The organism is Pseudogemmobacter sp. TB195 (genome assembly GCF_058313095.1).
On the sequence record NZ_JBZEGG010000015.1, the window covers coordinates 139,370 to 153,893 of the forward strand.

A 14,524-nucleotide genomic window follows, 5' to 3' on the forward strand; every position below is an offset into this window, starting at 1 on the left:
TGCGGAGGAAACCGGCAGCTTCCGGATGGCAAAGCCAGCCGGAAGCAAACCGTCGGATCCGTGGCCGCTCAGGCGACGGCGGGACCGTAAGCATAGGGCCATTCGGCCGGCGTCATGGTTTCGACCCCTTCGATGGTCATCTTTTCACGGGTGATCATCGGCAGGTTCGGGGTCAGCACCAGGCGCGGCGGCGCATCATTCAGCCCCTCATTCGCCCCGATATGCAGAAGGACCGTCCGGATCCCGATATCACCGATCAGCGGTGTGTAGGGGGAAACCATGGCGATATTGCCCTGTTCCACCTCATGCAGCACCTCTTTCGCATCATCATTGGCGAGGATGGCGATACGCTTGCCGTCAGGCGCGGAATCGAGCCGGTTGCCTTCGCGGATCGCATCGAGTGCGCCCATTGCCTCTTCGCCGCCGGTATTGAAGCTGACCGCAACATCGCGGATCGCCTGAAGCGCATCCACGGTTGACTGGAACGCAAGCGAACGCTGGCTGTTGGTGTGGTAATTCCCCGCAATCTCAAAGCCTTCTTCCTGGCCGATCACCTGGAGGAATGCGCCGGTGCGGATGGAATCGGCGGTGCTGCCCAGATCCTTGCGGTTGAGGATGATCTTGCCGGTCTGGCCGGAATGCTTGAGATAAAGCCCCTGTTGCAGACCATTCGCGTAGAAATTCCCCAGAACTTCCGAGCTGATCTTCTGCGACGAGGTGCGACGGTCAACGCTGACCACCGGAATGCCGGCATCAATGGCACGATCCACCGGCGGCCCCATCGGCGCCTCGCGCGAGGGCCAGAGGACGATCCCGTCAAACTGGCGCGTCACCCAGGTATCAATGATCTGGCCCATCTTGTTGTCATCGAATTCTGCATCGACGACTTCGATCTCGATATTCGGGTGACGCGCCGCCTCCCAGGCTGCGGTATCTGCAAGCGCAATCAGCCAGGGATGGTTGAAGCCGTGGAAGACGAAGCCGATCTTATAGGTCTTCGCCGGGTCCAGCACCGGCCCCTCGGGAAGCGGAATGTAATCGGTGAAGGGGGCCTTGATCTCGAGCTTGCTATAGGGGCCGGTAAAGGTTGCGCCCATGCCCGGCTTCCAGTCAAAGCCATCGACCAGATCGGCCACCGGATAGACGTCGAGGTAATCGGCGAAAGCGTCGCGGTCATAAAGCGCGGCGACAGAGGCGTTCTTCATCCCTTCGGCGGCGGCCGCTGCATATTGCGCGATCAGGGCGTTCAGGACGCTGTGCACCCCCCCGCCAGTCTGAGCCTGCGCGAGATGCGGCAGAATTCCGGTGGGTATGACTGCAAGAGCCGTCGATGCCAATGCGCTGCCAAGCACGCTGCGGCGTGTCAGTTTCATTCGTTCCTCCCTTGATTTTTCTTTGCGGCGCTGCGCGTCTCCTCCGACGCAGCACCGTGCCTCATCAGCCCAGCAGAACCATCACCTGGCCGTTTTCCACCCGGGTCGGATAGGTCTGCAGGGATTTCGTCGCAGGAGGTGACAGGTTGGCACCGGTACGGATATCAAACAGCGCCTGATGCAGGGGGCATTCGATGATATGACCATCGAGATAGCCCTCTGACATGAAGGCATGTTCATGGCTGCAAATGCCGGCCGAAGCGTAAAACGTGCCGCCAGCATTATAGACCGCAACACAGCGGCCCTCGTGATCGAAACGCATTGCGTCGCCGTCATCCAGCTCGGCAACAGAAACCGCAATGACCCAGGTGCCAGTCGTAGTGCCTGTCATAATCTACTCCCTACTTACACCTTTCCGTAGCCGCAGGGATGCCAGGGCGCATAATTCATTTATCAAATGCCGCCATTGCAGAAAGTGCAGGAAGGCTCTGGGCGAGTGGGAGTGGCAGACTGCTGAGATCACCCGTGACAGGGGTTTGCCCCCCGGATGCTGATGATACGATATACGTCGCTGGCAGTCAGGCTGTACTGCGGGCAGTTCTGTGGGCCGTTCTGTGGGACTGTGCAGTTGCCGAGCAAGAGCGCAAGCCAGGCAGCGCTGTGCTGTTGCACCAGGTATGACCGGAGCACGGGCTGACCATCCGCAGATTTATGGTTCAGGGGGCCGCCCGTGCCGGTGCGCGTTTGAGATGACGCGCGCAATCTCCGCTGCGGCGGATCTCTGACTGCGCGCGACTGTTTACATGATCACGTAAAGCACGCCCTGATCCGCAACTGTCTGATAGGTGGTCGCGTTGGGCACCTCATTCTCATCGCAGTCCGGGCCGCTCTCCACCGCCGTCTCAAACGAGCGCACTTTCAGTCGGGCGGGGTCAATCCGTGAGCGGCCGGTCTCGATATCGAATTCCCAGTGATGCCAGGGGCAGCGCACCGTCATATTGCGCCGGCAATACTGATGCTCGCCCACCCGCTCTGCCCGCAGCTCGCCAATCTGATCGCCGCCGGACAGCGGCCCGCCCTGATGCGGACAGCGATCCGAGAGGGCATAGAAGCGCCCTTCGACATTGAAGATCACCACTGGCCTGCCATTGATTTCGATCTTCAGACGGCCGCCTTCAGCAATGCAGTCGGTTGTGCCAACCCTGAACCGTGTCATCCGCGCGCTCCGTAGAGGGATTTTGCATTCTCATAAAGAATGGCACGTTTCAGCTCCGGGCTCAGATGCGGCGGCAGCGAGAAGCGGGGGTCATCGAAATCCCAATGCGGATAATCCGATGAGAAAACAACCCGGTCATGTCCGATCCAGTCGAGCACATCGACCAGCTGGCGCCGGTTTTCTGGCTCTTCCATCGGCTGGGTGGCAACCCAGACATGCTGGCGCAGGTATTCAGAGGGCGGCCGTTTCACATGCGGGACCTCACTGCGCATCCGCTCCCAAAGCCGGTCAAGCCGCCAGCCGAGAGCCGGAAGCCAGGCGAAACCGGCTTCAAGCAGCACGATTCTTGTGCCGGGATAAGCCTCGAACAGACCTTCAAAGATCATGCTCGACAGCATGGCCTGGGCCGAGGGCGCATGTTCGGTCATTTCTTCCATGTAATAGGATGGCCACCCGGTCGGGGTGATCGCATGGCCGGAATAGCCAAACACATGGATGCCGACCGGCAGGTTCGCCGCTTCGGCTGCGGCAAAGATCGGCCAGTAGCGACGCTGGCCCAGCAGTTCCGCCGTGCGGCTGAGCAGAAGAACCTGGGCAAAACGCTGATCCCCGGCGTAATGCTCGATCTCCTTGCGGGCCAGATCCCCATTCTCATAAGGCACGCAGATCGAGCATTTCAGCCGCGGCTCGGGACGGTTGTAAAGGTCCAGCTGCCACAGATTGGTTGCACGGCAGAGCGCGGCGGAGAAGGCATCGCCCAGCACCCCCTGGCCAGTGGGCCAGAGCGGATTCATGATGCCGAATTCCATATTGTAAAGATCGAGCAGCTGGCTTTGCAGCAGCCCGACATCAGACCCGGGCAGCCCCTGTTCGGGCCAGGTGTCGCGGCGCGATGAGGCAGGCGCCGCCTTGGGAAACGGATTGCCGTCCTGATAACCCATACGGTAACGCAGCCCATAGGTGGAGAGATGCGCCCCCCATTCGGCACTGAGAAACGGCTTCAGATCCTCAGCCGATGACAATTTCGGATGCACGTCGCAGTCGATCACCTTCTGCACAACGGCCTGATCTTTTGTCGTAATTCCAGCCGGCGCGGTCATGAGCTTTTCTCCGAAAGGCGGGGATAGGTGGCAAGGGGATTTTCCAAAGCGATCTTGCGGATCAGCGCCGCATCGAAGGATTTCGGCAGCGGGTTACTGCCGTCGAACTGCCAGTGCGGATAGTCCGAGGCATAGAGCAGGACCTGATCCGAGCCGATCTGGTCGATAAGCCGGGCGAGGATGTCCGGATCATCCGGCGCATCGAAAGGCTGGGTGGTAAAGCGGATATGGTCGCGGATGATTTCAGCGGGCAGCCGGTCGACCCAGGGCGTCTCAAAGCGCAGGCCCTTCCAGAATTTCCCAAATCGCCACATGAAGGCCGGAAGCCAGCTCACGCCGGATTCCAGAAACACCACTCTGAGCGCGGGGAATTCGGTAAAAACGCCTTCTGAGACCAGGCTTGCCAGTTGCGATTGCAGGATCTGCGCCTGGGCGGCGTAATCCTCGATCACCGTATTCGGCCAGCCGACCGAGGTCACCGGATGATGATAGGCGCTGCCGGCATGGATGCCCACCGGCAGCCGGTGACGGACGGCAGCGCGGTAGAGCGGCCGGAACGAGCGGTTGCCATAGGGTACATGCGCTGCCGCCGGCAGCAGGATCTGCACAAAGCGCGGATCGGCGGCACAACGCTCGATTTCAGCCTCAGCTGCCTCCATGTCCTGCAGCGGGATCAGCATCGAGGCGCGCAGTCCGGGATGGCGGTCCAGCCATTCAGCGCGAGTCCAGTCGTTGATGGCGCGGGTCAGGGCAATCGCCATATCGGTGTCATAGACCATATGCACACCGCAGAGATTGTTCAGGATTGCGGTTCCGGCCCCGAATTCTCCCAGTACAGTCGCGCCAAGCCGCGCGGCATCATTGCGCAGCCCGCCCGTGCTGTCGCGCCAGTCCGGGCGGCAGGTCAGGGGGGCATTGTTCGGATAGGCGATGCTGTCGAATTGCAGAATTCCCCGCGCCGTTATCAGATCCTGCCAGACCTCGGGCAGATAGGGCAGCAGATCGGCGGTGGTCGGGTTGGGATGATGAACATCACAATCCACGCTTTCAGGCGTAAGCGGCTTTGCCGGGGGGTGAACCTCAGTCATGAGCGTCGAACTCTCTTTCGTATTTCCGAAATGTCTACTGATCTGCCGATATGGCCGGCGTGCTTTGCCAGGCGGCAAAGGCCTCTGTGAGGCGGTTTGCGGCGATATCTTCGGGGCGTGGCGAGAAGCCCGCGTTCAGCATCTTGCGCGCGAGAAGATGGTCGGCAGGCCGGTTGACCGAGTCGACCGCCAGCAGCCGGCGGCCCGCGAAGTGGCAGACGGAAAACGCGCCATCCTGGCCGGAGCAGAGCAGAAGCTGCTGGTCAGCCCCGGCCGAAAGGCCTGCCATCTGCAGTTTCTGATCGCCGATATCCGACCAGAACCATGGCAGGGCCGCATAGGGCGCTGCGCGCCCGCAAAGGGTTGCGGCGGCGGTTTTGGCCTGATCGGTCGCCGCCTGAACCGATTCCAGCCGCAGCAGCCGGCCGCTGGACTGGTGCGGAAATCGGGCGCAGTCACCAATCGCGAGGATGTCGGGGTCAGAGGTCTGCATCAGCCCGTCCACCAGGATGCCGTTGTCACAGCGCAGACCCGCCGCGTGGGCAAGTCCGGTATCAGGCTCGACCCCGATGCTGCTCAGGATCAGATCGGCCCCGATCCTTTCCCCGCCCGTGAGATGCACTTCGTGACGATGCCCGCGCCCCGGGCCGATCATGCTCAGGCCCGAGTTCAGATGGATGGTCACGCCTGCGGCCCGCAGCGTTTCCAGGATATGGAACGAAACCGCCGGTGCCACGACCCGGCCCAGCACCCGGTCGGACATTTCGGTCACAGTGACGGTCTTGCCCAGAGCGACCAGGGTAGCCGCCAGTTCCAGCCCGATGAACCCGGCCCCGACAATCACGAGGCTGCGGCTGGCGGCGATCTGCGCACGCAGTGCTTCGGCATCGGCAAGCGTGCGCAACGCTGCGATCTGCGCGTCCTGAAGGCCGGAACCTTCCGGCAATACGAGCAGGCGAGGGCGGGCGCCGGTGGCAAGGATCAGCTTGTCATAGGCCTCTTCCCGGCCGCAGCGCAGCCGTATCCGATGCGCATCGGGCCGGATCTCTGCGACACGGACATCACGCTTCAGCGTGATCTTATTTGAACTATAGAAGCTTTCCGCCCGCAAAAGCTGGGGCCGGGGCTCGGGCTGCTTCAGAAAGGCCTTTGACAGCGGTGGCTTGTGATAGGGCAGGCTGCTTTCATCGGTCATCACCCGGATGGGCCCGTCATAGCCTTCGAGCCGCAGGCTTGCGGCGGCCTGAATGCCGGCATGACCGGCGCCGATGATGATCGTCCCGGCTGTCATCAGATCTGCCTTTCCGCGACATGCAGGATCAGCCCGTCCATTTCAGGCGCCATGATCAGCTGACAGGCCAGCCGGCTTTCGGGCCGCAGCTCTGCCGCCGCCATTTCCAGCATACCCTGTTCCATATCACCGGCAGCACCGGCGATGCCGAGAAAGGCTGCATCGACATAGACATGGCAGGTGGCACACATGCAGGAGCCGCCGCATTCCGCCACGATCCCCCCGACATCATGCCGCATCGCCGCCTCCATCGCACTTTCATGCGGCATGGCTTCGATCTCGCGGCGGCTTCCATCGGGCTGAATGAAGGTAATATTGAGCATTTCGGTCCTGGGGGTCAGTTTGCGGCAGAAAGAGTGCTTAGCGTGGTGCGACCCGGCGCTGCCGCCAGCAGCTCCCTTGTATAGGGATGCTGCGGATCGCTGAGGATCGCGGCGGCCCGCCCCTGCTCGACGATGCGGCCCTTTTGCATGACGATGATGTCATCGCTGATCTGGGCCGCGACACGCAGATCATGGGTGATGAAGAGAATCGCCAGATCCAGCCGGACCTGGAGATCGCGCAGCAGGTCCAGCACCTTCGCCTGCACCGATACATCCAGCGCCGAGAGGCTTTCATCGGCGATCAGAACATCGGGCCGCATCGCCAGCGCCCGGGCAATACCGATCCTTTGCCGCTGCCCGCCGGAAAAGGCCGCCGGACGCCGCGTGTAAGTCGAGGGTTGCAGGCCCACGAGGGTCAGAAGCTCTTCGGCAACGCCGCGCGCCTCACGCGGTGGCGTGCCGGCGAGAATGGCCGCCCGCGCGATCATATCACCGACCCGCCGTCGGGGGTTGAGGGATTCGAAAGGATCCTGAAAGATCATCTGGATGCGGCGCCGGCACTGCGCCAGATCACGCGGGGGCAGCGCAAGGATGTCGGTGCCGCCGACCTCGACCCGGCCCGCTTTTGGTTCGATAAGGCGGATCAGCGCCTTTGCCAGCGTGGATTTGCCCGAGCCGGATTCTCCGACAACCGAGAGCACGGTACCGCGAAACAGGGTAAGGCTGATCTCATCAAGCGCGCGCATGGCCCCGAAGCTGTGGCAGAGCCCGGCGGCTTTCAGCGCGATCTGGCTGCGTTCCGGCGCCGGGCGCAGGCGCGGCGCCAGCCCCGGGATCGCGGCAATCAGACTGCGCGTATAGGGATGGCTTGCCGCCTCCAGCACAGCGCGCGCCGGGCCAAATTCGACGATCACCCCGTCTTTCATCACGGCGATACGATCCGCGATATCGGCAACCACGCCGAAATCATGGGTGATAAAGAGGATCCCGTGGTTATAGACGTCGCGCAATTCGCGGATCAGTTTCAGCACCTGCGCCTGTGTGGTCACATCAAGTGCGGTGGTCGGCTCATCGGCGACCAGCACTTTGGGGTTAAGCGCCAGGGCCATCGCAATCACCACCCGCTGACACTGGCCGCCGGACAGGCAATGCGGGAATGAGGCAAGGATGCGGTCGGGATCCGGCAGATGTATTGCCTCGATCAGGGCACGGGCGCGCTTGCGGCGTTCGGCTGCGTCAAAATCTGAATGCAGCAGAAAGACTTCCTCGATCTGTTCCCCGACGGTCATTGCCGGGTTGAGCGAGGACATCGGCTCCTGAAAGATCATCGCGATATCGCGGCCGCGCATTTGCCGCAGCTGTGACTCGCTCAGCCCGGTCAGATCGGTGCCATTCAGCAGGATATGCCCCGCCACAACGTCAAGACCACGCGGCACCGCCCCCATCACGGCGGCGGAAAGGACCGATTTGCCGGAGCCGGATTCCCCGACAAGGCAGAGGATCTCGCCCGGGTGCAGCTCAAGACTGGCGTCCGAGACCGCGAGCGCGCGGTCTGCGCCCTTTGGCAGGCTGATGCTGAGGTTTTCAAGCCTCAGAACCGGACGGGGGGCTGTGGTGTCGCCGGGATTGACAGGATCGGTCATGACTGGCGCTCCATCCGGCCGGATACGTCTTTCAGACCATCGGCCAGCAGGCTGAGACCAAGCATCAGCGAAGAGATCGCGAGGCATGGAAAGATGATAAGATAGGGAAATGCCATCGCCATCGCGCGGCCTTCATTGACCATCGAGCCCCAGTCCGGTGTCGGGGGCGGCAGGCCAAGCCCGAGAAACCCGAGGGTCCCCAGTTTGATCGCCGTATAGCCGATCCGCAGGCAGAAATCGACAGCAAGCGGGCCGGTGGCATTGGGCAGGATATCCACCAGCATGATCCGCCAGGGGCTTTCGCCCTGGGTTCGGGCAGCGGCGACGAAATCGCGGCTGGAGATATCGAGACTGATCGCGCGCACGATACGAAAGATCGCCGGGGCGCTGGCAAATGTCACCGCGAGGATGATGTTGAGCGGCGAGGGACCGATGACCACGATGATCAGGATGTAAAGCACAAGAACCGGGAACGAGAGCACGACATTGGCGATGAAAGACAGGACCATATCGGTGCGACCGCGCTGATAGCCTGCGGCAAGTCCGGCACTGATCCCCACAGCATAGGCGGTCAGGGTGGCAAGCGTTGCATAGACCACCACGGTGCGGGCGCCGTAGATCAGCCGCGACAGGATATCGCGTCCCACGAGATCGGTGCCCAGCCAGAACATCCCGCCAGCCGGATCCGGGGTCAGCGGCTGCGCCAGCGGCTTCAGCATGCGCAGCGGATCATAGGGGGCGATCAGCGGCGCCAGCAGGGCGATGAGCAGCCAGGCGAGCGAGATGCCGCCCCCGATCAGCACCATAGGGTGGCAGAGATAGGCTTTGAGTTTGCTGTCAGACATCTGTCACCCCCCCGCTGCGTGCAGCGCCAGAAAGGCTGATGCGCGGATTGAGCCCGACATAGGCGAGGTCAGAAAGGATCTGCGACAGCACGACAACCACGACGCTGACCATGGCGCAGGCCTCGATCAGATAGATATCGCTGTTCAGCGCCGCATCATAGAGAAGCGAGCCGAAGCCTTTATAGGCAAAAAAAACCTCGACCACGATCACGCCCGAAAGCAGCCAGGGCACCTGCATCATCACCACGGTGGCAGGGACGATCAGCGCATTGCGCAGCGCATGGTGAAACACGATCCGGAAGGTGCCCGCGCCTTTCAGCCGGGCGGTGCGCACATAATGCGAGGCCATGACCTCGGCCATTGCGGCGCGGGTGATGCGCGCAAGATAACCGGTCGAGTAAAGCGCCAGAACGGTGACCGGCAGCACCAGCTCGCTGAGGGAAAATCCGGTCAGCATGGTGCTGGTGCCGGGCAATACCCCAAGCCAGAACACAAAGATGGCCGAGAGCAGTGCCGCCGAGGCGAAATCGGGCACCGAGGTCGAGAGGATCGCAAATACCGAAACAACGCGGTCCATCACCGAATTGGGCCGCATGCCGGCAAGCACCCCCAGCAGCAGTGCGGTCGGGACCATCACCAGCAGGGCACAGGCGCCCAGCAGCAGCGAGGCGCCCAGCCTTGCCGGAATGATCTCGATCACCGGGGCCCGGAAGTGACTGGAGAGGCCCCAGTCACCGGTCAGGAACGCGACAAGCCAGCGGCCATAGCGCAGCACAAGCGGGTCACGATAGCCATTGGCCAAAAGCCAGGCCTCCCGCTGTTCTTCGGTCGAGAACTGCCCCAGCACCTTGGCGGCGACATCTTCGACATTCACCTCAAGCGCGAGGTAAACCAGTATCGAGACGGTCAGCATTGTTGCCGCAGCCCAGCCGAGCTTGCGGAGTAAAAAAGCGGTCATTCGCGTCCTGTTCTTTCCGGAGGTTCAGATCATTGCGTCTGATGCGGGCATGGTGGTCTCAGGAGGTGACCCAGACCCGGTCCATCCGGTAGTAATGCGAGGGGTGGAAATCATAATCCTGCACCCGCTCGGTGCAGGCCGAGAACTCCTTGGGCCAGAAGGGCTGCACGATAACAGCGGCATCGCGCAGAATGGTCTGGACCTCCTGCATGGCGGCCGCGCGCTCAACCGGGTCGATGATCGTCATGGCCCTGTCGAGCGCGGCATCAAATTCGGGGCTGGCAAAAGCACTCTCATTCCACGCGCCGCCGCTGCGATACGCAAGATTGAGCGTCATCACCCCCAAAGGCCGGTGCGCCCAATAGGTCAGGCCAAAAGGCACCTTGTTCCAGACCGGCCAGTATTGCGTCGAGGGCAGGACATTCAGCGTCAGCCGGATCCCGGCCTCTGCCAGATTTTGCTGCAGAACCTGGGCGGTATCCTGTTCCCATTTGCCCTGGGTATTGCCCAGCACCAGCTCCAGATCGATGCCGTCCGGGTAGCCGGCATCGGCCAGCAGTGCCCGCGCCTTTTCGACATCACGCGCAATGGAGGGCAGCGGGAAATGATCGGGATGCTTGGGCGAGACATGATAATTGCCGCCCACCACGCCTTCGCCACGATAGGCAATTGCCAGCATCTGATCATTGTCGGCGGCAAGCTGCACCGCCTGGCGCACCCTGATATCGTCGAAAGGTTTCTCATCGGTCTTCATCCGCATCACGATGGTATGCGCGGGTTCAGACCGCAGCAACCGGACGCCGGGAAGTTTGGAGATGATATCGACATCGGTGATTGCGGCCCTGAAGATCACATCGATCTGATCGCTGGCCAGCGCCGCAAGCTGCGTGGTCACATCGGCGCCGACATCAACATAGGTGATACGGTCAAGATAGGCGGGCTCTCCCCAGTAATCGGCGCGCTTTTCAAAGACCGCCTGACGGCTGACTTCATAGGTTTTCAGCGCGAAGGGGCCGGTGCCGACCGGGTTTGCCGGCCAGTTGGCACCGTCTTTTTCAAAGTCCCGATGCAGCATCGGGCAGTTATAGGCGTAAAGCTGTTCCGGCAGCGAAACGACGCCGCGTGACAGCGTCAGGCGCAGCGAGTGCTCACCGGTCTTTTCGACTTTTTCGATTGCCGAAAAGGCGGTTTTATTCGAGGATTGCGACTCCGGCGCGATCCAGCGTGCGATGTTGAACACCACATCATCGGCGGTGAATGCATCGCCATTTGACCATTTTGCGCGCTCATCCAGCTCGAAATCCCAGGTTTTCAGATCATCTGACGGCGTCCAGCTTTTGGCCAGATAGGGATGCGTGACATTCTCGCTGTCAACATAGGTCAGGTATTCAAGGCTGTTGCGGAAGAGGTTTGATGCCTCTGTCCAGCTGGTCAGCATCGGGTCGGTGATTTCCTGCACCGTCATCCCAAAGCGCAATTCGCCGCCCGCCACCGGCAGCTTTGCCTCATCAGCGCGTGCCACCCCGCCGGCGATCCCGGTAAAGGCCGCCGCAGAAGCCGCCGAGACTCCGAGCCAGGACATCGTGCGCAGGAAGGCCCGCCGGTCGAGGCCATTGTTCGTATATTTCTGACACAGATCTTCCACTTCCGGGTGAAGGGGTTTTCCGCTGTTCATTTTGAGAATGGTCATGACGTTCCTGTTGGCGAATTGTTTTTTGAATTGGGGTCGGTTGCCGCTGCAAAAACGGGGATGGCTGCAGCGGCACCGCTTATTGCTGCAACCTAGGTGCAACATTTGCGCAGCCACAAGCAGAGTAATGAGATCGGGGCATCTATAAAAAGCACATCAGATTTAAGTTTTTTAAAACAATATACTACATTCATTTCAGGCATGCGCGGGCCTGCCATATTCCCCCGGGCGGCCGGGTAGGGGCGCAGTACGTCAACATCAGGAGCTGATATCTCCGCCCCGCGGGCGGCAGATCTGGCGGCGATGTGGCAGCGGGTGTTGGTTCAGACGAGCCGCAGCCTGGTTCCGCTCAGAGACCTGCTACCCGGTCAGACTTGCAGAATTGCTGGATCAGCCAGTTCCTGAACAGCACAACGGCTGTATCCTCAAGCGCTTCGGCATCACAGACGAGGTAGTATCCGTAGCCCGGTGTCAGACGCAGCGGCGAGGGACAGATCAGATTTCCCGCAACGATTTCCGGCTGAAACGGCGTCGGGTCCAGCAGTGCAATCCCATTGCCGTTCTGCGCATAGCGGATCGCCAGCTCGGCTGTGTCAAAGGTCAGTCCACGCGCGACAGGGCCGCGCAGCCCGTGCACGCCGGCAAACTGCTTCCAGAGCGAAAAGCGGTCACCGTCATCGACGCGGACGTGCAAAAGTTCGTTGCGGCCAAGAAAGGCATCCAGGGCTTCGGCGCTGTCCAGCGGGCCGTCGCTCACCAGGTCAGGATGACAGATCAGCGTGCTTTCTACCTGCCAGAGCAGATTGATCACCTTATCGCTGATGATCGGGCGGGAGTAGATGACGGCTGCATCGGGCGGGTTGTTCTGATGCTGTGGCAGCGTCAGGCAACTGATATCCAGCGTGATCCCCGGGCAGAGCTGCCTGAAATCCTTAAGCGCCGATACCGCCAGAAGGCTCGCGAAACTCGGGGCGAAGTAGACGCTCAACACGCGCAATTCGGTGCTCTGGGCCCCAATCTCGTCGAGCGTCAGGCTCAGCCGGTCAAAGGACTTGCGCACCGAACTCAGCAGCTTTTCCGCCGCAGGGGTCAATTCTATGCCGCGGGGATGGCGTTCGAACAAAGACACTCCCGCCGCATGTTCGAGCGTGGCAACATGGCGTGACAACGAGCTTTGGGCCACGTTCAGACTGTCGGCGGCGGCGCGGAAGCTGCCCTGAAGAGCGACTTCCTCGAAGGCGCGAAGCGCGTTAAGGGGCAGGCGTCTGCGATCCATAGAGTTGCCCCCGGAGATTTTGGCGCAATACACGGTACCGCCAGTGTCATGTCAACCTGCCTGCTGCAGGGCAGAGGCCGGAGCAATGCGGCAAAGTCGAGCAACAGACTGGTCAAGGATAACGGTTCCTGAACGCTTCGGTCGGATGTTGCAAAATATGGGACAGACTGGAAGAGCATCAGCATGTCGGGGTTGCCACTGGAACTTTTCAGTTGGGCCAGCGGCCCTGGCGTCGGCATGGCTGAGGCCGGCTGCAGACCAAGGGCAGTTGTATGGTGCAAAAAATGGTGTTGCGCTACCGTCCCGCCGTACCAATCCACGTTGTCAAAGAGTGGCGAAGACTGGACGTTGACTGAAGGCGACCTGCGCTACGTTGACTTCACCGTCTACGACGGAAGCGAGAATCTCGCCACTGGAAGCCCGCCCGCAAGCCTTCATCTTCGAAAACGTCATGGGTCTGACAAGAGCAAATTTGAACCGACCCGGGTTTGCCGGAGTCTGATTAGTGTTAGTTACTCGGCCATGGATTCAGTTTTCAGAGCTGCATAGAAGTTCGCCCCGGCCTCGGTCGGCGGCATGTTCCAGATTGGCTCGAGCAGGCGGCGGTTCTTGAGCCAGTCGACCCATTCCAGCGTGGCATATTCCACGTCTTCGAAGTTCGGCCACGGACCACGCCGGTGAATGACCTCGGCCTTGAACAGGCCATTGATCGTCTCTGCCAGAGCATTGTCATAGCTGTCGCCAACGCTGCCGACAGAGGGCTCGATCCCGGCTTCTGCCGGTCGTTCACTGTAGCGAATGGACAGATATTGCGATCCCCTGTCGCTGTGGTGAACCAGCCCCATACCTTTTGCCGGACGTCTGTCATGGACCGCTTGCTCCAGGGCATCGAGAACGAACCCGGCATGGGCCGTGGTGCTGACACGCCAGCCGACGATCTTTCTGGCATAGGCGTCGATTACGAAAGCAACGTAGGCAAAGCCTCTCCAGGTTGAGACGTATGTGAAGTCGCTGACCCACAACATGTTCGGGGCGGGCACCCGGAACTGGCGGTTCACCTTGTCCATTGGACAAGGCTGCTTTTTGTCCGGGATCGTCGTCTTGTGCGGCTTGCCTCTGATAATGCCTTGAATACCCATAGTCCTCATCAACCTACGGACAGTGCAGCGGGCGACGTCAAAGCCTTCGCGGCGCAGTTGCCTCCAGACTTTGCGCACCCCATAGACCTGATAGTTCTCTTCCAAAACGCGCTGTATCTCTGGCTTCAGTGCTGCGACCCGGAGTGCCCGACCCGACAAGCGACAAGGATCGGATCGCTTCGCCAGATGGTCATAATAGGTGGACGGAGCAAGCGGCAGAAGACTGCAGATCGGCTCGACCCCGTGGCGGCCCCGATGGGCATCGATGAAGCCCACCATCACTTCGACCGGCGGTCGAGCTCCGCCATCGCAAAATAAGCTGATGCCTTGCGAAGGATCTCGTTCGCCTGGCGCAGCTCGCGGTTCTCGCGTTCCAGGGCCTTCATGCGGTCCGACATCTCGCTCGAAACGCCCGGTCGCTTGCCGCTGTCGATCTCGGCCTTCTTGACCCAATCGTTCAGCGTTTGGGGCGCACAGCCGATCTTCGCAGCGGTCTGGACCTGCACCGGTTCTGTTCCGGTGAGATGCTCATGTTAGGCGGCCCATTGTTCGAAGGCCACGGGTGATTTCCAGCCGAGGGCT

Annotated in this window: 12 protein-coding genes, 1 pseudogene and 1 other annotated feature; all 13 genes and pseudogenes read right to left on the reverse strand. The window is 61.1% G+C overall.

From position 1 onward, the window contains the following. Positions 1-68: 68 nt before the first annotated feature. Positions 69-1,373: a sugar ABC transporter substrate-binding protein gene (locus AC4FS3_RS16385; RefSeq protein ID WP_491021445.1), complete on the reverse strand. Its 1,305-nt coding sequence runs from the start codon at positions 1,371-1,373 to the stop codon at positions 69-71. Between the two features lie 64 nt (positions 1,374-1,437). Further along, entirely contained in the window at positions 1,438-1,764 is a 327-nt protein-coding gene (locus tag AC4FS3_RS16390) for a non-heme iron oxygenase ferredoxin subunit (RefSeq protein ID WP_283179149.1), read from the reverse strand. 408 nt (positions 1,765-2,172) lie between these two features. Continuing rightward, positions 2,173-2,589 carry a Rieske (2Fe-2S) protein gene (locus AC4FS3_RS16395; protein WP_283179148.1) on the reverse strand — a complete coding sequence of 139 codons (417 nt, stop codon included), beginning with the start codon at positions 2,587-2,589 and terminating at the stop codon, positions 2,173-2,175. Then, entirely contained in the window at positions 2,586-3,689 is a 1,104-nt protein-coding gene (locus tag AC4FS3_RS16400; RefSeq protein WP_491021446.1) for an amidohydrolase family protein, read from the reverse strand. Before AC4FS3_RS16400 ends, AC4FS3_RS16395 begins: the two co-directional genes overlap by 4 nt. After that, the gene (locus tag AC4FS3_RS16405; protein ID WP_491021447.1) at positions 3,686-4,777 is read right to left on the reverse strand and encodes an amidohydrolase family protein; all 1,092 of its coding nucleotides are present in this window, start codon (positions 4,775-4,777) and stop codon (positions 3,686-3,688) included. Before AC4FS3_RS16405 ends, AC4FS3_RS16400 begins: the two co-directional genes overlap by 4 nt. A gap of 34 nt (positions 4,778-4,811) precedes the next feature. Then, positions 4,812-6,068, reverse strand: a complete 1,257-nt coding sequence (locus AC4FS3_RS16410) for an NAD(P)/FAD-dependent oxidoreductase (protein WP_491021448.1) — start codon at positions 6,066-6,068, stop codon at positions 4,812-4,814. Next, positions 6,068-6,391 carry a 2Fe-2S iron-sulfur cluster-binding protein gene (locus tag AC4FS3_RS16415; protein WP_283179144.1) on the reverse strand — a complete coding sequence of 108 codons (324 nt, stop codon included), beginning with the start codon at positions 6,389-6,391 and terminating at the stop codon, positions 6,068-6,070. Before AC4FS3_RS16415 ends, AC4FS3_RS16410 begins: the two co-directional genes overlap by 1 nt. Positions 6,392-6,405: 14 nt before the next feature. Further along, positions 6,406-8,034 (reverse strand): dipeptide ABC transporter ATP-binding protein, encoded by a 1,629-nt coding sequence (locus tag AC4FS3_RS16420; RefSeq protein ID WP_491021449.1) that lies wholly within the window; start codon positions 8,032-8,034, stop codon positions 6,406-6,408. Then, a complete protein-coding gene (locus tag AC4FS3_RS16425) occupies positions 8,031-8,879 on the reverse strand; it encodes an ABC transporter permease (RefSeq protein WP_491021450.1) in 849 nt (282 codons plus the stop codon). The genes AC4FS3_RS16420 and AC4FS3_RS16425 overlap by 4 nt, the downstream gene beginning before the upstream one ends. Then, entirely contained in the window at positions 8,872-9,837 is a 966-nt protein-coding gene (locus AC4FS3_RS16430; protein WP_491021451.1) for an ABC transporter permease, read from the reverse strand. Before AC4FS3_RS16430 ends, AC4FS3_RS16425 begins: the two co-directional genes overlap by 8 nt. 58 nt (positions 9,838-9,895) lie before the next feature. Beyond that, positions 9,896-11,527 carry an ABC transporter substrate-binding protein gene (locus tag AC4FS3_RS16435; RefSeq protein ID WP_491021452.1) on the reverse strand — a complete coding sequence of 544 codons (1,632 nt, stop codon included), beginning with the start codon at positions 11,525-11,527 and terminating at the stop codon, positions 9,896-9,898. A gap of 349 nt (positions 11,528-11,876) precedes the next feature. Next, complete coding sequence (locus AC4FS3_RS16440; protein WP_491021453.1) at positions 11,877-12,803, reverse strand: LysR family transcriptional regulator; 927 nt, start codon at positions 12,801-12,803, stop codon at positions 11,877-11,879. A 512-nt stretch (positions 12,804-13,315) separates the two neighbouring features. Next, positions 13,316-14,433, reverse strand: a pseudogene (locus AC4FS3_RS16445) (IS3 family transposase); the annotation flags it as partial. Then, positions 14,147-14,263: a sequence feature (AL1L pseudoknot), on the reverse strand. (Overlaps the previous pseudogene by 117 nt.) Positions 14,434-14,524 lie beyond the last annotated feature (91 nt).